The organism is Pseudomonas sp. AC169 (assembly GCF_979258515.1).
Genome location: NZ_OZ409866.1, coordinates 2,443,155 through 2,465,434 on the forward strand (window position 1 = coordinate 2,443,155; position 22,280 = coordinate 2,465,434).

The window sequence follows — 22,280 nt, forward strand, 5'->3', positions numbered from 1 at the left end:
CTGATGGAGCCGGGCAGATGCAAGCCTGTTCGGCGCAACGGCGACCCGGATCAATCAATAGCACAGCTCGCCATGGTAAGCTCGCCGCCTCATTTGCGGCCAATAATGACTCATTGTGCAACATTCAAATGCCTGCCCGACCCCGCTCTGGCTGACCCAAAGCCGACTGACGCCCCTCCCCGATTCGTTGACCCTCGATTGGTTGTTCGACGAAGGCTCCCTCACCCGCCGACTGACCCGGCTGTCCAATGACGGCTTCAGCGTCACGCCGTTGTTCGAAGGCTGGGACACCCTGCGCAGCGACGAATGCGCGGCGCTGGATCTGGCCGAAGGCAGCGAAGGCTGGGTGCGCGAGGTGTATTTGCGTGGCCATGGCGAGGCCTGGGTATTCGCCCGCAGCGTCGCCTCACGCGCCGCCTTGCAGGGCGACGGTTTGCACATGGACGAACTGGGCAGCCGCTCGCTGGGCGAACTGCTTTTTTGCGATCAGGCGTTCCAGCGCCGCGCTCTCGAAGTTTGTCACTACCCTGAGGAATGGCTGCCACCAGCCGCGAAAGCGCCTGAGCTGTGGGGTCGCCGGTCGCGCTTCGACCGTGGCGCGTTGAGCGTGCTGGTCGCGGAAATATTCTTGCCGAGCCTGTGGGTCGCCGCCCGCGCCCATCCGGAGAACTGCTGATGTATCAGAGCCTGCTCAAGTCCCTGAACCGCTTGAACCCGCGCGCCTGGGATTTCATTCAGTTGACGCGGATGGACAAGCCGATCGGTATTTATCTGCTGCTCTGGCCGACGCTGTGGGCGCTGTGGATTGCCGGCAAAGGCTCGCCGTCGCTGGCCAATATCGTGATTTTCGTCCTCGGCGTGGTGCTGACCCGCGCCGGCGGCTGCGTGATCAACGACTGGGCCGATCGCAAGGTCGACGGCCACGTCAAACGCACCGCACAACGGCCATTGGCTGCCGGCAGAATCAGTTCGAAAGAAGCGCTGGTGTTCTTCGCCCTGTTGATGGGCGTGAGCTTTTTGCTGGTGCTGTGCACCAATGCGCCGACGATCTGGCTGTCTCTGGGCGGGCTGGCGCTGGCCTTCACCTATCCGTTCATGAAGCGCTACACCTATTACCCGCAAGTGGTGCTGGGCGCGGCGTTCTCGTGGGGCATGCCGATGGCGTTCACCGCCGAGACTGGCGAGCTGCCGGCGGCGGCGTGGCTGCTGTGGATCGCCAATCTGCTGTGGACGGTGGGATACGACACCTATTACGCGATGACTGATCGCGATGACGATTTGAAGATCGGCGTGAAGTCGACGGCGATTCTGTTTGGCGAGGCGGACCGGGTGATCATCCTGAGTTTGCAGGCGTTGTCGCTGGGTTGCCTGTTGCTGGCGGGGTCGAAGTTTGAGTTGGGGACGTGGTTCCATCTCGGCTTGCTGGTGGCTGCCGGGTGTTATGCGTGGGAGTTCTGGTACACGCGGGATCGTGACCGCATGCGTTGCTTCAAGGCGTTCTTGCACAACCACTGGGCCGGGTTGGCGATTTTCGTCGGGATCGTGCTGGATTACGCGTTGCGCTGATTCACACGAACTGTGGGAGCGAGCCTGCTCGCGAAGGCGTCGTGTCAGTCGACAAACTGCTTAACTGACACACCGCTTTCGCGAGCAGGCTCGCTCCCACAGGGGACTTGCGGTTACTTGTGCTCGTGCACCACGTGCCAGACGTCTTTCATCTTGTCGCCCGTCATATCTCCAGGCTTCTCATCCTTGACGAAGGTATACAGCGGCTTGCCGTCGTAGGCGTATTGCATCATGCCGTCATCGCGCTTGATCACTGTCCATTTGCCTTCAGCCTTGGCACCCGCCGGCGCCATCATCGGCGGCCAGTTTTTCGCGCAATCGCCGTTGCACATCGACTTGCCGCCAGCGTCCTTGTCGAACGTATAAACGGTCATGCCTTTGTGGTCGACCATCATGCCGTCCTTCATCATGGCCGGCTCGGCGGCCATGGCAAATCCAGGCAGAGTCAGGGCCGCAGCCATCAGCAGTGCTTTAAAAGAAACAGTCATTTGAGTCATGGAAGCCTTCTTTTGTGGTTGTCAGGATTCGGACTTAGAGCTTAGTTCAGGATTTGCACAATCGCTGCCGGACTAAAATACTGTCACACGACTGCAATAATTCCGTTATCTAATGCGGCGCAAGACAGTTAAATGACAAGAGGATTAAGGCATGGTTGGCAGGAGCATTCTGATCGTCGACGACGAAGCGCCCATTCGCGAAATGATCGCCGTTGCGTTGGAAATGGCCGGCTATGACTGCCTCGAGGCAGAGAACTCGCAGCAGGCGCACGCCATCATCGTCGACCGCAAGCCGGACCTGATCTTGCTCGACTGGATGCTGCCCGGCACGTCCGGTATCGAACTGGCCCGTCGCCTCAAGCGCGACGAGCTGACCGGAGACATCCCGATCATCATGCTCACCGCCAAGGGCGAAGAGGACAACAAGATCCAGGGTCTGGAAGTCGGCGCCGACGACTACATCACCAAACCGTTTTCCCCGCGCGAACTGGTCGCCCGTCTCAAAGCCGTGCTGCGCCGCGCCGGCCCGACCGACGGAGAAGCGCCGATCGAAGTTGGCGGTCTGCTGCTCGACCCGATCAGCCACCGCGTGACCATCGACGGCAAACCAGCCGAGATGGGCCCGACCGAATACCGTCTGCTGCAATTCTTCATGACCCACCAGGAACGCGCCTACACCCGTGGCCAGTTGCTGGATCAGGTCTGGGGCGGCAACGTCTATGTTGAAGAGCGCACCGTCGACGTGCACATCCGCCGCCTGCGCAAGGCCCTCGGCGACGCCTACGAAAATCTGGTACAAACCGTGCGCGGCACCGGCTACCGGTTTTCCACCAAAGCATAAAAAAACAGCTGCAAGCTTCTAGCTGTAAGCGGCAAGAAACTGCGAGCCGCTCAAGCTTGTAGCTTGCAGCTTGAAACTTGAAGCTGCGGCTAAGGACGCCCCCGTGAATCAAAACTGGCATGGCACCCTGATTCGCCACATGCTGTTGCTGGTCACCGCTTGCCTGGTGATCAGCCTGATCACCGGCTATTACGGCTGGAGCCTCGCGGCGGGTCTGGGGATTTATCTGGCCTGGACGCTCAAGCAATTGCTGCGCCTGCACGAGTGGCTGCGCCAGCATCAACCCGACGAAGCACCGCCCGATGGTTACGGCCTGTGGGGCGAAGTGTTCGACAGCATCTATCACCTGCAACGCCGCGACCAACGCGTGCGCGGGCGCCTGCAAGCGGTGATCGACCGGGTTCAGGAATCCACTGCTGCGCTGAAAGACGCGGTGATCATGCTCGACAGCGACGGCAACCTGGAATGGTGGAACCGCGCCGCCGAAACCCTGCTCGGCCTCAAGACCCCGCAGGACAGTGGCCAACCGGTGACCAACCTGGTGCGCCATCCGCGCTTCAAGGAATACTTCGAACAGGACAGCTACGCCGAGCCGCTGGAAATCCCCTCGCCGACCAATGATCGCGTACGCATTCAGCTGTACCTGACCCGCTACGGCAACAACGAACACTTGATGCTGGTGCGCGACGTCACGCGCATCCATCAGCTGGAACAGATGCGCAAAGACTTCATCGCCAACGTCTCCCACGAGTTGCGCACACCACTGACGGTGATCTGCGGCTATCTGGAAACCCTGCTCGACAACGTCGAAGAGGTTAATCCGCGCTGGAGCCGCGCCCTGCAGCAGATGCAACAACAGGGCGGACGCATGCAGACGCTCCTCAACGACTTGTTGTTGCTGGCCAAGCTGGAAGCCACCGACTACCCGTCGGACAACCAGCCCGTGCAGGTCGACACGCTGCTGCAATCGATCAAGAGCGATGCGCAACAATTGTCCGGCACGAAGAACCAGCGCATCAGCCTCGAAGCCGACGCCAGCCTTCTACTCAAGGGCAGCGAGGCGGAATTGCGCAGTGCGTTTTCCAATCTGGTGTTCAACGCGGTTAAGTACACCCCGGCCGAGGGCAACATCCGCATTCGCTGGTGGGGCGACGATCAGGGCGCACACCTGAGCGTGCAGGATTCCGGGATCGGCATCGACAGCAAACACCTGCCGCGCCTGACCGAACGCTTCTACCGCGTCGACTCCAGCCGCAATTCCAACACCGGCGGCACCGGCCTGGGTCTGGCCATCGTCAAGCACGTGTTGCTGCGCCACCGCGCACGCATGGAGATCAGCAGCGTGCCCGGTCACGGCAGCACCTTCACCTGCCATTTCGCCCCGGCTCAGGTGGCCCAAGCGCGGGCGATCAGCGCCGCTGAGTAATGTCGCACTAGGCAATCGCCAGGTCAGCCGCTACATTGGCTGACTTGTGCCTGCCTTTCAGGCACGACTTTTCTCTCTCTTGAATCACACGGAACCCGCAAAACTCCATCATGGACCCTTCCCCTGGCTTGTCCCTCGCAACAATATTCGCCGATTTCGGCATGATCCTTTTTGCTCTGATCCTGGTTTTGCTCAACGGCTTTTTCGTTGCGGCAGAATTCGCCATGGTCAAACTGCGCTCGACCCGGGTCGAGGCCATCGCTGATCAGAACGGCTGGCGCGGACACATCCTGCGCACCGTACACAGTCAGCTCGATGCGTACCTCTCGGCGTGTCAGCTCGGTATCACTCTCGCCTCCCTCGGCCTCGGCTGGGTCGGTGAACCGGCCTTTGCGCACATTCTCGAGCCGCTGCTGAGCGCGGTCGGCGTGCAATCGCCGGAAATCGTCAAGGGTGTGTCGTTCTTCACTGCGTTCTTCATCATTTCGTACCTGCACATCGTGGTCGGCGAACTGGCTCCGAAATCCTGGGCGATCCGCAAACCCGAGCTGCTGTCGCTGTGGACGGCGGTGCCGCTGTACCTGTTCTACTGGGCGATGTACCCGGCGATCTACCTGCTCAACGCCAGCGCCAACGCGATTCTGCGGATCGCCGGCCAGGGCGAACCCGGCCCGCACCACGAACACCATTACAGCCGTGAAGAACTGAAACTGATTCTGCACTCCAGCCGTGGCCAGGATCCGAGCGATCAGGGCATGCGCGTTTTGGCCTCAGCGGTGGAAATGGGCGAGCTGGAGGTGGTTGACTGGGCCAACTCCCGTGAAGACTTGATCACGCTTGAATTCAACGCGCCGCTGAAAGAAATCCTGGCGATGTTCCGTCGCCACAAGTTCAGCCGTTATCCGGTGTACGACAGCGAGCGCCAGGAGTTCGTCGGCCTGCTGCACATCAAGGACCTGCTGCTGGAACTGGCGGCGCTGGACCACATTCCCGAGTCGTTCAACCTAGCCGAACTGACCCGTCCGCTGGAACGCGTGTCGCGTCATATGCCGCTGTCGCAGTTGCTGGAGCAGTTCCGCAAGGGCGGCTCACACTTCGCCGTGGTCGAGGAGGCTGACGGCAACATCATCGGCTACCTGACCATGGAAGACGTGCTGGAAGTGCTGGTCGGCGACATCCAGGACGAACACCGCAAGGCTGAGCGCGGGATCCTCGCCTATCAACCGGGCAAGCTGCTGGTGCGCGGTGATACGCCGCTGTTCAAGGTAGAACGCCTGTTGGGCATCGACCTGGATCACATCGAAGCGGAAACCCTTGCCGGGCTGGTCTACGAGACTTTGAAGCGCGTACCTGAAGAGGAAGAAGTGCTGGAAGTCGAAGGCCTGCGGATCATCATCAAGAAGATGAAAGGGCCGAAGATTGTGCTGGCCAAGGTGTTGATGCTGGATTGATGGGCTGATCCGGCACCGCGCCGCCCCTATCGCGAGCAGGCTCGCTCCCACAGGGATCACACCGAACCTGTGGGAGCGAGCCTGCTCGCGAAGGCGTCAGATCAGACACCTCATCACTGCTTGCCCAGCGCAAAGTTGGGCAACGCCCCCAGCGGCTGAACGAACTGATACGGAATCGACACCAGCCCCTCACCGGTATTGCGCTGCACCACAAAGTGCAAATGCGGGCCGCTGCTGTTGCCGGTATTGCCCGACAGCGCCAACGGACTGCCCACCGCCACCCTTTGCCCTTCGCGCACGCTCACCGAGCCTTGCTTGAGGTGCAGGTACACGCCCATGGTGCCGTCGTCATGCAGCACCCGCACAAAATTGCCGGACGCATCCGATCCGCGCCCACTCTGTGAATTCTCGGTTTTCACCACCACCCCGGCCCGCGCGGCAATGATCGGTGTGCCTACCGGCATGGCGATGTCCATCGCATAACGATTCTTCGGCCCATAGTGGCTGTATTGGCCGTTGGCGCCCTGGCTCAAACGGAACGGCCCGCCACGCCATGGCAGTGGATAGCGATAGCCCTGCGCGATGCCAGCGGGGTCGCCGAGGGAATAGTGAAATTGTGGCGTGTACACCAACGGTTGCTTGCCAGACACCGCCGTCAGCAGCGCCAACCGTGTATTGCTGCGCGCGGGCAGCACACGGTGGATGGTTTGCGCCGGGGCGCCGCGTACATTGCTCAGCCCGGTGAATGCCAAGGCAATTTTGACTGGCGCATACAGATCGTTGCGCACGAACACCACGTCGGTGCCCTTCTGCTTCTTGATATCGAGGTACACCTGGCGCTCCAGGCGTTCGACCATGCGGTCCTGAAAGACGAACACCTGCGCGCCTTTGCTCGGCCGGTCGCTGTACGAGACCACGCCGTTGGCATCGGTGGATTTGTAAATGGTCATGGCCACAGCCGAGGTGCAGGCCATGAAGAGACCACAGAAAAACAGTAGGCGCGCGAGCATGGGCAAGAGTCTGTCGAAGTAAGGCCTGGAAATGAGCCTAGCAGGTGAAGCAGACCAGGCTAGTCGACAGATGTTTCAAATGATCGTCCCCACGCTCTGCGTGGGGATGCAGCCCGGGACGCTCTGCGTCCCATGCGAGAGGACGCGGAGCGTCCGGTTGAGGCATTCCCACGCAGAGCGTGGGAACGATCAGCGTAAAGCTGTGATCAAGCGCCCGGAACGAAGTGCTTCTGCGCCGTGCCGCGGGCGATCAGGCGCGAGATGTAATCGAGTTTCTGCGCGTCCTGGTCGACAAAGCGGAAGGTCAGTTGCAGCCAGTCGCTGTCAGGCTTCGGCTCAAACGCGACAACCGCGTGCAGATAGCCGTTGAGGCGCGCAATTTCGGCGTTGTCGCCCTGCTCCAGGTCGAGCACAGCGCTGTCGAGGATCTGCGGCAGGGTCTCGGTGCGTTTCACCACCAGCAACGCTTCCTTGATGCTCAGGGCCTTGATCACGCATTGCTGAGTACCGCTTGGCAGGCGCAATTGGCCCTGACCGCGACCGCTGGCCGGAGCCGACGCGGCGACTGGCGCCTTGACCGGTGGGCTGTTGAGCAAACCACGGGATGGCGCAGCAGCGGGTGCTGGTGCGGCAGCAGCAGGTTTCGCAAACGGGTTGACCGCAGCGGCTGCCGGGGCGCCGCCGACCACGGCAGCTTTGCCACCGGTCAACGCGCTCAGCGAATCATTGCCGAACGCCGAGTTCATTTTAGTCGGCGCGCTGTTCATCAAGGTGTCGAGCTTGCCGACCTTGTTCAGCGCCTGTTTAACCTTGGTCAGCAGTTGCTCGTTGGTGAACGGCTTGCTGACGTAACCGGAAACACCGGCCTGAATCGCCTGCACGACGTTTTCCTTGTCGCCACGGCTGGTGACCATGACGAAGGGCATAGTCTTGAGGTTGTCTTGCTCGCGGCACCAGGTCAGCAGTTCTAGACCGGACATTTCCGGCATTTCCCAGTCGCACAGGACCAGGTCGAAGGCTTCTCTGGCCAGCATGGCCTGGGCCTTTTTACCGTTGACGGCGTCCTCGGTGCGGATCCCCGGGAAGTAATTACGCAGGCACTTTTTCACCAGGTCACGAATGAACGAAGCATCGTCCACGACCAACACACTGATCTTGCTCATCCAACACCCCTATTAAAATCCCGGCAAGCATAACGCTGGCTGATGGCACATTGCCAAAACTCTTCAGTCACGCCGGGACTTTTCGTTCGCGGGTGCTGCTTTTTAATTCGATCTGCCTTGTGAAAAGCACAAACAAAAACGCCCGGCCAAAGGGCCGGGCGCTTTTCTCAGGCAATCTTACTTATCGTCAGCATTGCCCGGAACATTAGCGGTTTCGCCGCTTGTGCCTTCAACTTCTTCTTTCATGCGCTTGAGGCCCATGTGGCGCACGTCGGTGCCGCGCACCAGGTAGATGACCAATTCGGAGATGTTGCGCGCGTGGTCGCCGATACGCTCCAGCGAACGCAGCACCCAAATGATGCTCAAGACCCGCGAGATAGAGCGCGGGTCTTCCATCATGTAGGTCGCCAGCTCGCGCAGGGCGGTCTTGTATTCGCGGTCGATGATCTTGTCGTATTGCGCCACCGACAACGCCAGATCGGCGTCGAAACGGGCAAACGCGTCCAGCGCATCACGAACCATGTTGCGCACCTGGTCGCCAATGTGACGAACCTCGACGTAACCGCGCGGCGCTTCACCTTCTTCGCACAGCTGAATGGCGCGACGGGCGATCTTGGTCGCTTCGTCACCGATGCGCTCAAGGTCAATCACCGACTTGGAGATGCTGATGATCAGGCGCAGGTCGGACGCCGCCGGCTGACGACGGGCGAGAATGCGCAGGCATTCTTCGTCGATGTTGCGTTCCATCTGGTTGATCTGGTCGTCGATCTCGCGCACCTGCTGAGCCAGACCGGAATCGGCCTCGATCAGCGCGGTCACCGCGTCGTTGACCTGCTTCTCGACCAGCCCGCCCATGGCCAGGAGGTGGCTGCGCACTTCCTCAAGCTCAGCGTTGAACTGCGCAGAGATGTGATGAGTGAGGCCTTCTTTGGAAATCATGCATTCGCTCCGAAAAAGCGTTTAACCAAGAGCTGCAAGCTACAAGCTGCAAGCTGTTATGTGGTGATCCATGCCGCTTCGCTTCTAACTTGCCGCTCGAAGCTTGCCGCTCGCAGCTGCTTCAATCAGCCGTAGCGCCCCGTGATGTAGTCTTCGGTCTGCTTCTTCGCCGGATTGGTGAACAGGGTATCGGTGTCGCCGAATTCCACCAGTTTGCCCATGTACATGAACGCCGTGTAGTCGGACACACGCGCCGCCTGCTGCATGTTGTGGGTCACGATGACGATGGTGAACTTGGACTTCAGCTCGTAGATCAGCTCTTCGACTTTCAGCGTCGAGATCGGGTCGAGGGCCGAGCACGGTTCGTCGAGCAGCAGTACTTCCGGCTCCACCGCGATGGTGCGGGCGATCACCAGACGCTGTTGCTGACCACCGGACAGACCGAGTGCCGATTCGTGCAGACGGTCTTTGACTTCGTCCCACAGTGCCGCGCCTTTCAACGCCCACTCGACCGCTTCGTCGAGGATGCGCTTCTTGTTGATGCCCTGGATGCGCAAGCCGTAGACCACGTTTTCGTAGATGGTCTTCGGGAACGGGTTGGGCTTCTGGAACACCATGCCGACGCGACGACGCAGCTCGGCGACGTCTTCGCCTTTGCGATAGATGTTGTTGCCGTAGAGGTTGATCGCGCCTTCTACGCGGCAGCCGTCAACCAGGTCATTCATGCGGTTGAAGGTACGCAGCAACGTCGATTTACCGCAGCCGGACGGGCCGATGAACGCGGTTACGCGCTGTTTCGGGATGTTCATGCTGACGTCGAACAACGCTTGTTTCTCGCCGTAGTACAGGCTCAGGCCCGGTACTTCGATGGCCACGGTTTCCTGCTCGAGATTCAGACTCTGCTTGTCGCGGCCCAGGGCGGACATGTTGATGCCGTGGGTGTGTGTTTCGTGCTGCATGGTTCTCACTCCGTTCGTAGCTGCGAGCTTCTAGCTGCAAGCTGCAAGTTTGAGCAAAAGCGGCTTGTAGCTTGCCGCTTGTGGCTAATGGCTTTAGCTATCCAGTGCTTTGTATTTTTCGCGCAGGTGGTTGCGGATATACACCGCCGACAGGTTCAACGTGGCGATCACCAGCACCAGCAACAGCGCCGTGGCGTACACCAGCGGGCGGGCCGCTTCGACGTTCGGGCTCTGGAAGCCGACGTCATAAATGTGGAAGCCCAGGTGCATGATTTTCTGGTCCAGGTGCAGGTACGGGTAGTTGCCGTCCACCGGCAGCGACGGCGCCAGTTTCACCACACCCACCAGCATCAACGGCGCCACTTCACCGGCGGCGCGAGCCACGGCGAGGATCATGCCGGTCATCATCGCCGGGCTGGCCATCGGGATCACAATTTTCCACAAGGTTTCAGCCTTGGTCGCGCCGAGGGCCAACGAGCCTTCACGCACGGTACGCGGAATACGTGCCAGACCTTCTTCAGTCGCGACGATCACCACCGGCACCGCCAGCAGTGCCAAAGTCAGCGAGGCCCAGAGCAGACCCGGTGTACCGAAGGTCGGCGCCGGCAGCGCTTCGGGGAAGAACAAGCGGTCGACCGAACCACCCAGCACGTAAACGAAGAAGCCCAGCCCGAACACGCCGTAAACGATCGCCGGTACGCCGGCGAGGTTGTTCACCGCGATACGGATGATCCGCGTCAGGGTGTTCTGTTTGGCGTATTCACGCAGGTACACCGCCGCCAGCACGCCGAACGGGGTGACGATCATCGCCATGATCAACGTCATCATCACGGTGCCGAAGATCGCCGGGAAAATCCCGCCCTCAGTGTTCGCTTCACGTGGGTCGTCGGAGAGGAATTCCCAGATCTTGCCGAAGTAGAAACCAACTTTGGTGAAGGTGCTCATCGCGTTCGGCTGGTAGGCGTGAACCACTTTGCCCAGACCGATTTCGATCTCTTTGCCGTTGGCATCGCGAGCGGTCAAGGCATCACGGTTGAACTGCGCATGCAGATCGGCCAGGCGCGCTTCGATGTCCTGATAACGCGCATTCAGCTCGGCGCGCTCGGATTCCATGTCCGCTTGCGCCGTGGCGTCGAGCTTGCCTTCCAGTTCCAGTTTGCGACCGTGCAGACGGATGCGCTCCAGGCCTGCGTTGATCGCACCGATGTCAGTCTTTTCCAGCGACTTCAGTTGTGCCGCCAGACCGTTTACACGGTTGATCCGCGCCTGCAACTCAGGCCACGCGGCCTCGCCCTCGGCGATGACTTTGCCATCCTGTTTGACGTTGACCAGGTAGCCGTAGAAGTTGCCCCACTCGCGACGCTCGATCGCCATCAACTCGGGCGGCGTAGTCTGGTTGGTCAGCCACTCGCCGACGATCCAGGTGAAGTCGTTGCCGTTCAAATCGCGGTTGCCGACCTTGATCAGCTCGCGGGTCATGAATTCCGGGCCGACGTCAGGCACCGGCAATCCGGCGCTCTTCAGACGGGCACGTGGCACTTCTTCTTTCTGTACCACTTCACCGATGACCAGATGATTGGCCTGACCCGGTACGTCATAGCTGGCATGCACCAGATCCGCCGGCCAGAAGTGACCCAGACCGCGCACGGCAATCACGGCCAGCAGGCCAATGGTCATGATGACCGCGATGGACACCGCGCCACCGCTGATCCAGACGCCCGGGGCGCCGCTCTTGAACCATCCTTTCAGGGAGTTCTGTTTCACAGACTTCTACCTTTGCTTAAAGCGACGAGTATTTCTTGCGCAGACGCTGACGAATCAGTTCTGCCAGGGTGTTCATGACGAAGGTGAACAACAGCAGCACCAGCGCCGAGAGGAACAGCACGCGGTAGTGGCTGCCGCCGACTTCCGACTCGGGCATTTCCACCGCGACGTTGGCGGCCAGGGTGCGCAGGCCTTCGAACAGGTTCATTTCCATGACCGGGGTGTTACCGGTGGCCATCAGCACGATCATGGTTTCGCCGACCGCACGGCCCATGCCGATCATCAGCGCCGAGAAGATCCCCGGGCTGGCGGTCAGGATCACTACGCGGGTCATGGTCTGCCACGGTGTGGCACCGAGCGCCAGCGAGCCGAGGGTCAGGCCACGCGGCACGCTGAACACGGCGTCTTCAGCGATCGAGTAGATGTTCGGGATGACCGCGAAGCCCATGGCCAGGCCGACCACCAGTGCGTTGCGCTGGTCGTAGGTGATGCCCAGGTCGTGGGAGATCCACATGCGCATGTCACCGCCGAAGAACCAGTTCTCCATGAACGGGCTCATGTACAGCGACAGCCAGCCCACAAACAGAATCACCGGAATCAGCAGCGCACTTTCCCAACCGTCCGGGACTTTCAGGCGGATCGATTCAGGCAAGCGGCTGAAGGTGAAACCGGCGACCAGAATGCCGATCGGCAACAGCATCAGCAGGCTGAAGATGCCCGGCAGATGCCCTTCGACATAGGGCGCGAGGAACAGACCGGCGAAGAAACCGAGGATCACCGTCGGCATTGCTTCCATCAGCTCGATCACCGGTTTGACCTTGCGGCGCATGCCCGGGGCCATGAAGTACGCGGTGTAGATCGCAGCGGCGACAGCCAGTGGCGCGGCCAGCAGCATCGCGTAGAACGCGGCTTTCAGGGTGCCGAAGGTCAGTGGCGACAGGCTCAGTTTCGGTTCGAAATCAGTGTTGGCGGCGGTCGATTGCCAGACGTATTTAGGCTCGTCGTAGTTCTCGTACCAGACCTTGCTCCACAGCGCGCTCCAGGAAACCTCCGGGTGCGGGTTGTCGAGCAGCAGTGGTTGCAGCTTGCCGCCGGCTTCGACGATCACACGGTTGGCGCGTGGCGACAAACCGAACAGGCCCTGGCCTTCAACAACCTGATCGACCAGCAAGGTGCGGTGCGCGGTGCTGTGGAACACGCCGAGCTTGCCGCTGGCATCCAGCGCGAGGAAGCCTTTGCGACGTTCTTCAGCGGTGATTTCAACGATTGGCGCGGTGCCCATCTGGAAGGTGCGGATCTGCTTCAGACGCTGCTCGCCATCGGTGTCGCGGGCCATGAACCACTGAGCCAGACCACCCTTGGAGTCACCGACGATCAGCGAGATACCGCCGACCAGTTGCGTGGTGGCAGTGACTTCGGCGTCAGCGTTTTCCAGCAGTTTGTAGCGACCGTTGAGGCTCTTGTCGCGCAGGCTGAACACGTCGGCCTGGGCACGACCGTTGACCACGTACAGCCACTGCTGACGCGGATCGACGAAGATGTTTTTTACCGACTCGGTCATCTGCGGCAGATCGATACGCTTCTGCTCGTTGGTGACTTCGCCGGTCATCATGTTTTCTTCGCTGGTCAGCGACAGCACATTGAGTTGCGAGCCGGTCGAACCGACCAGCATCAGCGTCGTGTCGGTGGCGTTCAGGCTGACGTGCTCCAGCGCACCGCCGGCTTCGTTGAGCGCGATCGGGGCCTCGCCATACGGATACTCGATGGCCGGGCTGATGGTTTTCTTGCCATCGGGGTAGCTGACTTTATAGGTGTGACGGAACACCAGCGCCTGACCGTTGGACAGGCCCACGGCTACCAGTGGTTGGCCCGGCTGGTCTTCACCAATCGAGGTCACGGTTGTACCGGCAGGCACCGGCAGATCGACGCGCTTCAGTTCAGCGCCACTGTCGATATCGAAGAACAATGCCTGACCCTTGTCGGAAACGCGCATCGCCACCTGATTCTGCTCTTCGAGCGAAATCATCAGCGGCTTGCCGGCGTCCTGCATCCAGGCTGGGGTGATCGAGTCTTTCGCGGTCAGGTCGGCGCCCTGGAACAGCGGCGCAACCACGTAGGCGAGGAAGAAGAAGATCAAGGTGATGGCTGCCAGCACCGCGAGACCGCCAACGAGGACGTACCAGCGGGTGAAGCGATCCTTGAGCGCGCGAATACGGCGCTTGCGTTGCAGCTCAGGCGTATTGAAATCAATGCGCTTGGGAGGATTAGTAGTCATGTGGGAATTGGCCAGATCATTCATGCGCTCACCCTAGCGATCCTGTATGACAGAAAGATGACAATGCAGTGACGCAGCAAATCCACCGCCAGCAGGGCTGGCAGAGGATCAAAAATTTGAGGTGTGGAAAAGGCCGGCCTGCAAGCAGATCCGGCCTTTTACCTGAGTCCGGCGGGGTTCACCCCGGACTCAATTTGTTACTTCTTTGCGACTTCAGCGCCGCCTTCTTGCAGACCCAGGTCAGCCAGTGCTTTTGCAGCAACCTTGGCTGGCAGTGGGATGTAGCCGTCTTTCACCACAACTTCCTGGCCCTGTTTCGACAGCACCAGCTTCACGAACTCAGCTTCCAGCGGAGCCAGAGGCTTGTTCGGAGCTTTGTTGACGTAAACGTAGAGGAAGCGCGACAGCGGGTACTTGCCGTTCAGGGCGTTTTCTTCGGTGTCTTCGATGAAGTCAGTGCCGCCCTTCTTGGCCAGAGCCACGGTTTTCACGCTAGCGGTCTTGTAACCGATGCCCGAGTAACCGATGCCGTTCAGCGAGGAGCTGATCGACTGCACAACCGACGCCGAACCTGGTTGTTCGTTGACGTTTGGCTTGTAGTCGCCTTTGCACAGGGCTTCTTCTTTGAAATAGCCGTAGGTGCCGGATACCGAGTTACGACCAAACAGCTGAACCGGCTTGTTGGCCAGGTCACCGGTCACGCCCAGGTCACCCCAGGTTTTAACGTCGGCTTTGGCGCCGCACAGACGGGTCGACGAGAAGATCGCATCAACCTGTTCCATGGTCAGGTGCTGGATCGGGTTGTCCTTGTGCACGAACACCGCCAGGGCGTCCACGGCAACCGGGATAGCGGTTGGCTTGTAGCCGTACTTCTGCTCGAAAGCAGCCAGTTCGGTGTCCTTCATCTTGCGGCTCATCGGGCCCAGGTTGGAGGTGCCTTCAGTCAGCGCAGGTGGCGCAGTGGCGGAGCCAGCGGCCTGAATCTGGATGTTGACGTTCGGGTATTCTTTTTTGTAGTTCTCAGCCCACAGGGTCATGAGGTTGGCCAGGGTATCGGAGCCGACGCTGGACAGGTTGCCCGACACACCAGTGGTCTTGGTGTAGCTCGGGATAGCAGGGTCAACAGCGGCAACCGCGTTGGCAGTCGCAACGCCAGCAGCGACAAAAGTCATTGCCGCCATCAAACGCTTCAGTTTCATGCCTTACTCCTAGCAGATAGGGTGTGTTAAGTCGGGGCCAAGTATCAGCAGGCCGTGTGAACACTCTATGGCTGAAATATGACAATTGGATGAAAGGCCAGCATGTCGCGACAGATCGTTCCCACGCTCTGCGTGGGAACGCCGCCATGGACGCTCTGCGTCCGCATTTGAGAGGTGACGCGGAGCGTCAAAGGATGCATTCCCACGCCGAGCGTGGGAACGATCAGGCGGAAGAGAAAATCAGCGCCCTTTCTTCCAGAGCCACGCCCCGACCAGAATCCCCATCGCACACAGCACTGCCACATAGTAGGCAGGCCCCATCGCGCTTTCTTTCAGCAGCAGGCTGACCACCATCGGCGTCAGGCCACCAAAGATCGCGTAAGCCACGTTGTACGAGAACGACAACCCGCTAAAGCGCACCACCGGCGGAAACGCTTTGACCATCACATACGGCACCGCACCAATGGTGCCGACCAGAAAACCGGTGAGCGCATACAGCGGGAACAGCCAGTTCGGATGATCGGCGAGGCTGTGATAGAAGGTCCATGAACTGGCCAGCAGACCCAGGCAACCGAACACAAACACGCGTCCGGCACCGAAGCGATCCGCCAGTGCGCCGGAAATGATGCAACCAAAGCTCAGGAACACGATCGCCAGACTGTTCGATTGCAGCGACTCCGTCGGCGTGAAGTGATAGACCGTTTGCAACACAGTCGGGGTCATCAGAATCACCACGACGATGCCAGCGGAGAGCAGCCAGGTCAGCAGCATCGAGATCGCAATCGCCCCGCGATGATCACGCAGCACGGCGCGCAGCGGGACTTCTTCAGCCAAGGCTTTACGCAGTTGCAGCTCGGCGAACACCGGAGTTTCGTGCAGCCAGCGGCGCAAGTAGACCGAGAACAGGCCGAACACACCGCCCAGCAGGAACGGGATGCGCCAAGCGTAATCGGAAACTTCCGCCGGCGTATAAATGCTGTTGATCGCGGTGGCGACCAGCGAGCCGAGCAAAATACCGGCAGTCAGGCCGCTGGTGAGGGTGCCGCAGGCGTAGCCCATGTGCTTTTGCGGTACGTGTTCGGAAACGAAGACCCACGCGCCCGGCACTTCCCCGCCAATCGCCGCGCCCTGAATCACCCGCATCACCAGCAGCAGGATCGGCGCCCACATGCCGATCTGTGCGTAAGTCGGCAGCAGCCCCATGATCAGGGTTGGCACGGCCATCATGAAAATGCTCAGGGTGAACATCTTCTTGCGCCCCAGCAGATCGCCGAAGTGCGCCATGACGATGCCGCCCAACGGCCGCGCAAGATAGCCGGCGGCAAAGATGCCGAAGGTCTGCATCAGGCGCAGCCACTCGGGCATGTCGGCCGGGAAGAACAACTTGCCGACCACGGTAGCGAAGAAGACGAAGATGATGAAATCGTAGAATTCCAGCGCGCCGCCAAGGGCGGACAGCGACAGAGTCTTGTAGTCATTGCGGGTCAACGGTCGTGCGGGTTGCTCGGGCTGCGCGAGGCTCGAAGGCGCTGTGGTCATGGCAAGGGCTTCTCTTATAGTCGGATCTGCCGCCACAACAACGCTGGCGGTGGCTTGGGCAGGTTCGGCACCATAGCAAATTGTTCGAAAAAGCACATAGAGGCGCGTATTTGACGGTCGAAATGAGAACCGGATGGTCGTCGTGGAGTCTACCGACCGATATACTCGCAACCTGCTCCGGTTTGTAAGGGGTTGCTGTGCGAAAACGTCGTTGGCCCGGCCTTTGCTCGGGATTAGCCGGTTTCGCAGAGTTTCTCCTTTAGGCGCCTGATGGAAAACGTGACGAACGTAGTATGTTCGGTGCTGAATCGTTTTTCCCGAAGACGGCTACCACCAGCAATACCAACAAGAGTCACGGGTCAGAGGCACCCCCGGCATGATAGAGCTCGAACAAGAAGATCCGATCCCGCAAGGCGACCTGGCCCTGCAAATCACTGCACTTCCCCGCGAAACCAACGGCTTTGGCGATATTTTCGGCGGCTGGCTGGTGGCGCAGATGGATTTGGCCGGCACCGCAATGGCCAGCCGTGTCGCTGGCGGTCGTGTGGCAACCGTTGCCATCGATCGCATGGCTTTCCTCGTGCCGGTCGCTGTCGGCGCGCAATTGTCCTTTTATACCCAGACTCTGGAAATCGGCCGCAGCTCGATCCAGATGATGGTCGAAGTGTGGAGCGACGATCCGCTGTCCAGCGAGTGGCGTAAAGTGACCGAAGCGGTATTCGTCTTCGTCGCCATCGACGGCAGCGGCCGCACTCGCTCGGTTCCGCCACGCGCGCGTTAAACCTCGCGGCCGTTTTGCGGTCGATAACCGTCCCAAGTGTCTGATCGAGAGCTGCCCCATGAACACGCCCAACGTTGAAGCGGTGAAACTGGATGAACTGAACTGCTGGCGCATTCGCCACGGTCAGGCCGAAGTGCTGGTGGCCCAGCAAGGCGCGCACATCCTCAGTTATCAGATCGATGGCCAGCCGCCGATCATCTGGCTCAACGACAAGGCCGACTTCAAAACGGGTAAAAACATTCGCGCCGGCGTGCCGGTGTGCTGGCCGTGGTTCGGCAAGTTCGAACGCAACCCGCAGAGCGTGCAGGCCATGTACACCGGCGAGCAGCCGGCACCCGCGCACGGTCTGGTGCGGGCGATGGATTGGGAACTGGGCGGTATCGAAGCCGAAAGCAACGGTATCAAGGTCGAATTTAAACTGCCTTATCCCGAAGGCGGCCTGCCGGACTGGCCGCATCAGGTCGATCTGACCCTGACCCTGCTTTTGTCCGAACAGCTGAGTTTCAGCCTGACCAGCCACAACCGTGGCAGTGACACCGTCAGCCTGAGCCAGGCGCTGCACACCTATTTCGCGGTCAGTGATGTGCGCAATATGCACGTCGATGGCGTGGATGGCTTGAAGTACATCGAGACGCTGGATGACTGGAAAACCAACAGCCAGCAAGGTGACCTGCAGTTTGCCGGGGAAACCGACCGCATCTACCTCGACGCTCCACCACAACTGAGCATCGTCGACCCGACCTGGGAGCGGCGCATTGTCCTGACCGCGACCGGTTCACGCACGGCGGTGATCTGGAATCCGTGGATTGATCGCGCCGCTGCATTGGCCGACATGGATAACGATGGCTGGCAGCGCATGCTATGCATCGAGACGGCGAATGTGATGGATGACATCGTCACGCTCGCGCCGGGTGCGAGCTGTACCATGGGCGTCAGTGTCGCCAGCAAAGCGCTTTAAGATCAAAAGATCGCAGCCTTCGGCAACTCCTACATTGGAATGCATATCCCTGTAGGAGCTGCCGCAGGCTGCGATCTTTTGCTTTAGAGATCAGATTCCTGCACCACCCGCACTTTGTCCGCTTCCAGCGCATACGCCGCGTCAGCCAGATCATTGCTGACCTTCTCGACTTTCAGCGTGCCGGTCACCCACAACGGCGTGTAGATGTCGTCCAGTTTCAAACCCTTCGGATAGCGCACCAGCACCAGTTGATTCGGTGGCGGTGGCGGCACGTGGATGCAGGCGCCCGGATACGGCACGAGGAAGAACAACGTGCTGCGGCCCTTGGCGTCAGACTCCAGCGGCACCGGGTAACCACCGATGCGGATGTGTTTGTCATTCATAGACGCCACGGTTTTGGTCGAATACATCACCGCCGGCAGACCTTTGGCCTGCTTCATCCCGCCCTTCTCGGTGAAGGTGCCGGTGGCTTCCGGGGAGTTGTGGTCGATTTCAGGCATGGCCTCGAGGGCCTTTTGATCCGACTTGGGCATCAGTTCGAGCCAGTCGGTTTCCGGCAGTTCGCCGGCGTGGGCCAAACCGCTGCCCAAGAAAAGGAGAGTCAACAGAAGACGGCGCATGAAGGTGCTCGGTATAGAAAGGAAGGATCAGTCAATCGCCGAGCATTCTAGCCCTCCCGGCCACGTTGGCAGAGAGGGCTTTGTCGCTTTGGATCAGTTCTTTTTGATCAGGCCGTAGATCACCAGCAACACGATTGCGCCAACCAGTGCGCCGATGAAACCTGCGCCCTCGCCCGCGTGATAGATGCCCAGAGCCTGGCCGCCGTAGGTGGCCGCCAGCGAACCGCCGATACCGAGCAGGATGGTCATGATCCAGCCCATGCTGTCATCGCCCGGTTTCAGGAACCGAGCCAGCAGGCCGACGATCAAGCCGATAAAGATGGTTCCGATAATTCCCATGGCAATTCCCTCTCAAAGATAGATATGCGAAGCCTAGTCAGACTTTGGCATCCTGCCATGAGAGAACGGCGGCCCCTGAATGGTTCCGCCGCTGCCGCATGAAACTGTTTTACTCGGCGATCAGCGCTTCGACCTTGACGATCTGCGCCTGCAGCGTGGCCATGTCGGCGCAGCGCAGGTTGGCGTGACCGACCTTGCGTCCGGCCTTGAAAGCTTTGCCGTAGTGATGCAGATGGCAGTCTTCGATGGCGATGACTTTCTCAACCGGCGGCACAACGCCGATGAAGTTGAGCATCGCGCTCTCGCCGACCTTGGCCGTCGAACCCAGCGGCAGGCCGGCAACGGCACGCAGATGGTTTTCGAACTGGCTGCACTCGGCGCCTTCGGTGGTCCAGTGCCCGGAGTTGTGCACACGCGGGGCGATTTCGTTGGCCTTGAGGCCACCGTCGACTTCAAAGAACTCGAACGCCATCACGCCGACGTAGTTCAACTGCTTGAGCACACGGCTCGAGTAGTCTTCGGCCAACGCCTGCAACGGGTGATCGGTGCTGGCCACCGACAGCTTGAGGATGCCGCTGTCGTGGGTGTTGTGCACCAGCGGATAGAACTTGGTTTCACCATCGCGAGCACGCACGGCGATCAGCGAGACTTCACCGGTGAACGGCACAAAGCCTTCGAGCAGGCAGGACACGCTGCCCAGTTCGGCGAAGGTGCCAACCACGTCTTCCGGTTTGCGCAGGACTTTCTGGCCCTTGCCGTCATAACCCAGGGTACGGGTTTTCAGCACGGCCGGCAGACCGATGGAAGCCACGGCGGCGTCCAGATCGGCTTGCGATTGAATGTCAGCGAAGGCCGGAGTCGGGATGCCCAGATCCTTGAACATGCTCTTCTCGAACCAGCGATCGCGAGCGATGCGCAGGGCTTCGGCGCTCGGGTAGACCGGGACGAATTGCGAGAGGAATGCCACGGTTTCCGCCGGGACGCTTTCGAACTCGAAGGTCACCAGATCGACTTCATCGGCCAGTTGGCGCAGATGATCCTGATCGCCGTAATCGGCCCGCAGGTGTTCGCCCAATGCCGCCGCACAGGCGTCCGGCGCAGGGTCGAGGAAAGCGAAGTTCATGCCCAGCGGAGTGCCCGCCAAGGCCAACATGCGACCCAACTGGCCGCCACCGATTACACCGATCTTCATCTCAACAACCTCAGGCAATACGTGGGTCTGGATTGTCCAGGACGCTGTCTGTCTGCTCGGCACGGAAGGTTTTCAGTACCGCGTGGAACTGCGGATGCTTGGCGCCGAGGATGCTCGCCGAGAGCAGCGCGGCGTTGATCGCGCCAGCCTTGCCGATGGCCAGGGTGGCGACCGGAATGCCTGCTGGCATCTGCACGATCGACAGCAGCGAGTCGACGCCCGAGAGCATGGCCGACTGCACTGGCACGCCCAGCACCGGCAGGTGGGTCTTGGCCGCACACATGCCTGGCAAGTGGGCTGCGCCACCGGCACCGGCGATAATCACCTCGATGCCGCGGCTTTCAGCCTCTTCGGCGTACTGGAACAGCAGATCCGGGGTACGGTGGGCAGAGACCACTTTGACCTCGTACGGGATGCCGAGCTTTTCCAGCATATCGGCGGTGTGGCTAAGGGTGGACCAATCGGACTTGGAGCCCATGATCACGCCAACCAGTGCACTCATCGTCGCGCCTCTTCTCTCTGGAGCGCCCGCAGGCGCGTCATAAAACAACAAGCCACGCAGGTTGCGTGGCTTGATTGTACGAAAAATGGCCGGACGTGCCGGCCGAAGGCCGCGCAGTATACCGCAAAGAAAGCAATAAACAGCCCCCCGCGCGACCATCTGTCATCTGCCGCAAATGCCCGGTTTTATTGACTTGAAGGTCAGCCTAAAAGATCAAAAGATCGCAGCCTGCGGCAGCTCCTACAGGGAAATGCATCCCAATGTAGGAGCTGCCGCAGGCTGCGATCTTTTCAGGAAGATTGTGCGGCGCCACCTTCGAGCTTGCGCCACAACAGACGCACGTTGGCCTTGCGCACCAGCGCGCAGCGATACAGGCGAATCTCCAGCGGCACGTGCCATTGCGGGCCGCCGCACACCACCAGTTCGCCGCGAGCCAACTCCGCGCGCACACTCAACTGCGGCACCCAGGCGATGCCCAGTCCTTCCAGCGCCATGCTCTTCAGGCTGTCGGCCATCGCGGTTTCGTAAATAGTGGTAAAGCGCAGCTGACGCTGACGCAGCAAGCCATTCACCGACCGCCCGAGAAACGCTCCGGCGCTGTACGCCAGCAACGGCACGCTCGCCTCCCCCTCCAGATCGAACAACGGCTTGCCCTCGGCATCCGCCGCGCACACCGGCAACATCTCAGTCTGGCCCAAATGCAGCGAAGGGAAAATCTCCGGATCCATCTGCATCGCCGCATCCGGATCGTAGAACGCCAGCATCAGATCGCAGCCACCTTCACGCAACGCATGCACTGCATCGCCGACGTTGGTCGCAACCAACCGCGTGGCAATGTTCAAACCTTCATTGCGCAACTGCGCGATCCAGCGCGGGAAAAAGCCCAACGCCAGCGAGTGAGCCGCCGCGACCTGCATCACTTCGCCCTGCCCGCCTTCGAGATGATGCAGATGGCGCAGCACTTCACCGAGCTGCTCGACCACGGTGCGTGCGGTCACCAGAAACAACTGCCCCGCCGCCGTCAGTTCGATCGGCGTGCGCGAGCGATTGACCAGGGTCAGCCCCAGAGCAGCTTCCAGACTGCGGATCCGCCGACTGAAGGCAGGCTGAGTCACGAAGCGCCGTTCGGCCGCTTGCGAGAAGCTGCGGGTGGCGGCCAGAGCACTGAAGTCCTCGAGCCATTTGCTTTCCAGATTCATCACGTCCTCCCGGACACGCACCAAAACAGGTCACACGTCTGCCGCGCACGCGGCGTCACA

The 22,280-nt window shown here is 60.4% G+C and carries 21 protein-coding genes; 7 read left to right on the top strand and 14 right to left on the bottom strand.

Annotated elements, in window-relative coordinates; translation table 11 throughout:
* Positions 1-115: 115 nt before the first annotated feature.
* Together ACZZ0G_RS11190 and ubiA are read left to right on the top strand one after the other, a co-directional pair.
* On the top strand, positions 116-676 hold the full coding sequence (locus ACZZ0G_RS11190; RefSeq protein WP_463556168.1) for a chorismate--pyruvate lyase family protein: 561 nt from the start codon (positions 116-118) through the stop codon (positions 674-676).
* A complete protein-coding gene (gene ubiA, locus ACZZ0G_RS11195; protein ID WP_463556169.1) occupies positions 676-1,566 on the top strand; it encodes a 4-hydroxybenzoate octaprenyltransferase in 891 nt (296 codons plus the stop codon). The genes ACZZ0G_RS11190 and ubiA overlap by 1 nt, the downstream gene beginning before the upstream one ends.
* Before the next feature lie 113 nt (positions 1,567-1,679).
* Here ubiA and ACZZ0G_RS11200 read toward each other — a convergent pair whose 3' ends face one another.
* Positions 1,680-2,063, bottom strand: coding sequence for a COG4315 family predicted lipoprotein (locus ACZZ0G_RS11200; RefSeq protein WP_160042376.1), 384 nt, complete (start codon positions 2,061-2,063; stop codon positions 1,680-1,682).
* Between the two features lie 151 nt (positions 2,064-2,214).
* Here ACZZ0G_RS11200 and phoB point away from each other — a divergent pair, with 151 nt between their 5' ends.
* The 3 genes from phoB to ACZZ0G_RS11215 all read left to right on the top strand — a co-directional run bounded on the left by phoB (position 2,215) and on the right by ACZZ0G_RS11215 (position 5,781).
* Positions 2,215-2,904, top strand: a complete 690-nt coding sequence (phoB, locus tag ACZZ0G_RS11205) for a phosphate regulon transcriptional regulator PhoB (RefSeq protein WP_007896474.1) — start codon at positions 2,215-2,217, stop codon at positions 2,902-2,904.
* Between the two features lie 139 nt (positions 2,905-3,043).
* Positions 3,044-4,330, top strand: a complete 1,287-nt coding sequence (phoR, locus tag ACZZ0G_RS11210) for a phosphate regulon sensor histidine kinase PhoR (protein ID WP_463558842.1) — start codon at positions 3,044-3,046, stop codon at positions 4,328-4,330.
* A gap of 110 nt (positions 4,331-4,440) precedes the next feature.
* On the top strand, positions 4,441-5,781 hold the full coding sequence (locus ACZZ0G_RS11215) for a hemolysin family protein (RefSeq protein WP_007920256.1): 1,341 nt from the start codon (positions 4,441-4,443) through the stop codon (positions 5,779-5,781).
* Between the two features lie 113 nt (positions 5,782-5,894).
* On the opposite strand, the gene ACZZ0G_RS11220 is transcribed toward ACZZ0G_RS11215, so the two are convergent.
* The 8 genes from ACZZ0G_RS11220 to ACZZ0G_RS11255 form a co-directional block, all read right to left on the bottom strand.
* Positions 5,895-6,791, bottom strand: coding sequence for a peptidoglycan DD-metalloendopeptidase family protein (locus ACZZ0G_RS11220; RefSeq protein WP_158958408.1), 897 nt, complete (start codon positions 6,789-6,791; stop codon positions 5,895-5,897).
* A 206-nt stretch (positions 6,792-6,997) separates the two neighbouring features.
* A complete protein-coding gene (locus ACZZ0G_RS11225; protein ID WP_463556170.1) occupies positions 6,998-7,954 on the bottom strand; it encodes a response regulator in 957 nt (318 codons plus the stop codon).
* Between the two features lie 177 nt (positions 7,955-8,131).
* Entirely contained in the window at positions 8,132-8,893 is a 762-nt protein-coding gene (gene phoU / locus ACZZ0G_RS11230) for a phosphate signaling complex protein PhoU (RefSeq protein WP_016985766.1), read from the bottom strand.
* Positions 8,894-9,018: 125 nt separating this feature from the next.
* Positions 9,019-9,852 (bottom strand): phosphate ABC transporter ATP-binding protein PstB, encoded by an 834-nt coding sequence (gene pstB / locus ACZZ0G_RS11235; protein WP_042561817.1) that lies wholly within the window; start codon positions 9,850-9,852, stop codon positions 9,019-9,021.
* Positions 9,853-9,945: 93 nt separating this feature from the next.
* The gene (gene pstA / locus ACZZ0G_RS11240; protein ID WP_463556171.1) at positions 9,946-11,616 is read right to left on the bottom strand and encodes a phosphate ABC transporter permease PstA; all 1,671 of its coding nucleotides are present in this window, start codon (positions 11,614-11,616) and stop codon (positions 9,946-9,948) included.
* Between the two features lie 16 nt (positions 11,617-11,632).
* Positions 11,633-13,666 carry an ABC transporter permease subunit gene (locus ACZZ0G_RS11245; protein WP_463558843.1) on the bottom strand — a complete coding sequence of 678 codons (2,034 nt, stop codon included), beginning with the start codon at positions 13,664-13,666 and terminating at the stop codon, positions 11,633-11,635.
* A 422-nt stretch (positions 13,667-14,088) separates the two neighbouring features.
* Entirely contained in the window at positions 14,089-15,090 is a 1,002-nt protein-coding gene (locus ACZZ0G_RS11250) for a phosphate ABC transporter substrate-binding protein PstS (protein WP_123454734.1), read from the bottom strand.
* Between the two features lie 240 nt (positions 15,091-15,330).
* Positions 15,331-16,629: an MFS transporter gene (locus ACZZ0G_RS11255; RefSeq protein WP_463556172.1), complete on the bottom strand. Its 1,299-nt coding sequence runs from the start codon at positions 16,627-16,629 to the stop codon at positions 15,331-15,333.
* A 376-nt stretch (positions 16,630-17,005) separates the two neighbouring features.
* On the opposite strand from ACZZ0G_RS11255, the gene ACZZ0G_RS11260 reads away from it, so the two are divergent.
* Together ACZZ0G_RS11260 and ACZZ0G_RS11265 are read left to right on the top strand one after the other, a co-directional pair.
* Positions 17,006-17,410 carry an acyl-CoA thioesterase gene (locus ACZZ0G_RS11260; RefSeq protein WP_003229628.1) on the top strand — a complete coding sequence of 135 codons (405 nt, stop codon included), beginning with the start codon at positions 17,006-17,008 and terminating at the stop codon, positions 17,408-17,410.
* 58 nt (positions 17,411-17,468) lie between these two features.
* On the top strand, positions 17,469-18,368 hold the full coding sequence (locus ACZZ0G_RS11265) for a D-hexose-6-phosphate mutarotase (protein ID WP_463556173.1): 900 nt from the start codon (positions 17,469-17,471) through the stop codon (positions 18,366-18,368).
* An 83-nt stretch (positions 18,369-18,451) separates the two neighbouring features.
* Here the strand turns inward: ACZZ0G_RS11265 and ACZZ0G_RS11270 are convergent, their stop codons facing one another.
* The 5 genes from ACZZ0G_RS11270 to ACZZ0G_RS11290 all read right to left on the bottom strand — a co-directional run bounded on the left by ACZZ0G_RS11270 (position 18,452) and on the right by ACZZ0G_RS11290 (position 22,220).
* On the bottom strand, positions 18,452-18,988 hold the full coding sequence (locus ACZZ0G_RS11270) for a DUF3299 domain-containing protein (RefSeq protein ID WP_007920225.1): 537 nt from the start codon (positions 18,986-18,988) through the stop codon (positions 18,452-18,454).
* Between the two features lie 93 nt (positions 18,989-19,081).
* Entirely contained in the window at positions 19,082-19,327 is a 246-nt protein-coding gene (locus ACZZ0G_RS11275; protein ID WP_007920223.1) for a GlsB/YeaQ/YmgE family stress response membrane protein, read from the bottom strand.
* A 109-nt stretch (positions 19,328-19,436) separates the two neighbouring features.
* The gene (locus ACZZ0G_RS11280) at positions 19,437-20,519 is read right to left on the bottom strand and encodes a 5-(carboxyamino)imidazole ribonucleotide synthase (protein WP_463556174.1); all 1,083 of its coding nucleotides are present in this window, start codon (positions 20,517-20,519) and stop codon (positions 19,437-19,439) included.
* A gap of 10 nt (positions 20,520-20,529) precedes the next feature.
* Positions 20,530-21,021: a 5-(carboxyamino)imidazole ribonucleotide mutase gene (gene purE / locus ACZZ0G_RS11285; RefSeq protein ID WP_007920220.1), complete on the bottom strand. Its 492-nt coding sequence runs from the start codon at positions 21,019-21,021 to the stop codon at positions 20,530-20,532.
* Between the two features lie 290 nt (positions 21,022-21,311).
* On the bottom strand, positions 21,312-22,220 hold the full coding sequence (locus ACZZ0G_RS11290; protein ID WP_463556175.1) for a LysR substrate-binding domain-containing protein: 909 nt from the start codon (positions 22,218-22,220) through the stop codon (positions 21,312-21,314).
* Positions 22,221-22,280: the final 60 nt, after the last annotated feature.

Coding starts and splice junctions, on each gene's coding strand:
- purE (WP_007920220.1), bottom strand. CDS start 21,021: ATGAGTGCACTGGTTGGCGTGATCATGGGCTCCAAGTCCGATTGGTCC.
- ACZZ0G_RS11290 (WP_463556175.1), bottom strand. CDS start 22,220: ATGAATCTGGAAAGCAAATGGCTCGAGGACTTCAGTGCTCTGGCCGCC.
- ACZZ0G_RS11220 (WP_158958408.1), bottom strand. CDS start 6,791: ATGCTCGCGCGCCTACTGTTTTTCTGTGGTCTCTTCATGGCCTGCACC.
- ACZZ0G_RS11250 (WP_123454734.1), bottom strand. CDS start 15,090: ATGAAACTGAAGCGTTTGATGGCGGCAATGACTTTTGTCGCTGCTGGC.
- ACZZ0G_RS11260 (WP_003229628.1), top strand. CDS start 17,006: ATGATAGAGCTCGAACAAGAAGATCCGATCCCGCAAGGCGACCTGGCC.
- phoR (WP_463558842.1), top strand. CDS start 3,044: ATGCTGTTGCTGGTCACCGCTTGCCTGGTGATCAGCCTGATCACCGGC.
- ACZZ0G_RS11265 (WP_463556173.1), top strand. CDS start 17,469: ATGAACACGCCCAACGTTGAAGCGGTGAAACTGGATGAACTGAACTGC.
- ACZZ0G_RS11245 (WP_463558843.1), bottom strand. CDS start 13,666: ATGCAGGACGCCGGCAAGCCGCTGATGATTTCGCTCGAAGAGCAGAAT.
- ACZZ0G_RS11275 (WP_007920223.1), bottom strand. CDS start 19,327: ATGGGAATTATCGGAACCATCTTTATCGGCTTGATCGTCGGCCTGCTG.
- ubiA (WP_463556169.1), top strand. CDS start 676: ATGTATCAGAGCCTGCTCAAGTCCCTGAACCGCTTGAACCCGCGCGCC.
- ACZZ0G_RS11215 (WP_007920256.1), top strand. CDS start 4,441: ATGGACCCTTCCCCTGGCTTGTCCCTCGCAACAATATTCGCCGATTTC.
- phoB (WP_007896474.1), top strand. CDS start 2,215: ATGGTTGGCAGGAGCATTCTGATCGTCGACGACGAAGCGCCCATTCGC.
- ACZZ0G_RS11225 (WP_463556170.1), bottom strand. CDS start 7,954: ATGAGCAAGATCAGTGTGTTGGTCGTGGACGATGCTTCGTTCATTCGT.
- ACZZ0G_RS11200 (WP_160042376.1), bottom strand. CDS start 2,063: ATGACTCAAATGACTGTTTCTTTTAAAGCACTGCTGATGGCTGCGGCC.
- ACZZ0G_RS11280 (WP_463556174.1), bottom strand. CDS start 20,519: ATGAAGATCGGTGTAATCGGTGGCGGCCAGTTGGGTCGCATGTTGGCC.
- ACZZ0G_RS11255 (WP_463556172.1), bottom strand. CDS start 16,629: ATGACCACAGCGCCTTCGAGCCTCGCGCAGCCCGAGCAACCCGCACGA.
- phoU (WP_016985766.1), bottom strand. CDS start 8,893: ATGATTTCCAAAGAAGGCCTCACTCATCACATCTCTGCGCAGTTCAAC.
- pstB (WP_042561817.1), bottom strand. CDS start 9,852: ATGCAGCACGAAACACACACCCACGGCATCAACATGTCCGCCCTGGGC.
- ACZZ0G_RS11270 (WP_007920225.1), bottom strand. CDS start 18,988: ATGCGCCGTCTTCTGTTGACTCTCCTTTTCTTGGGCAGCGGTTTGGCC.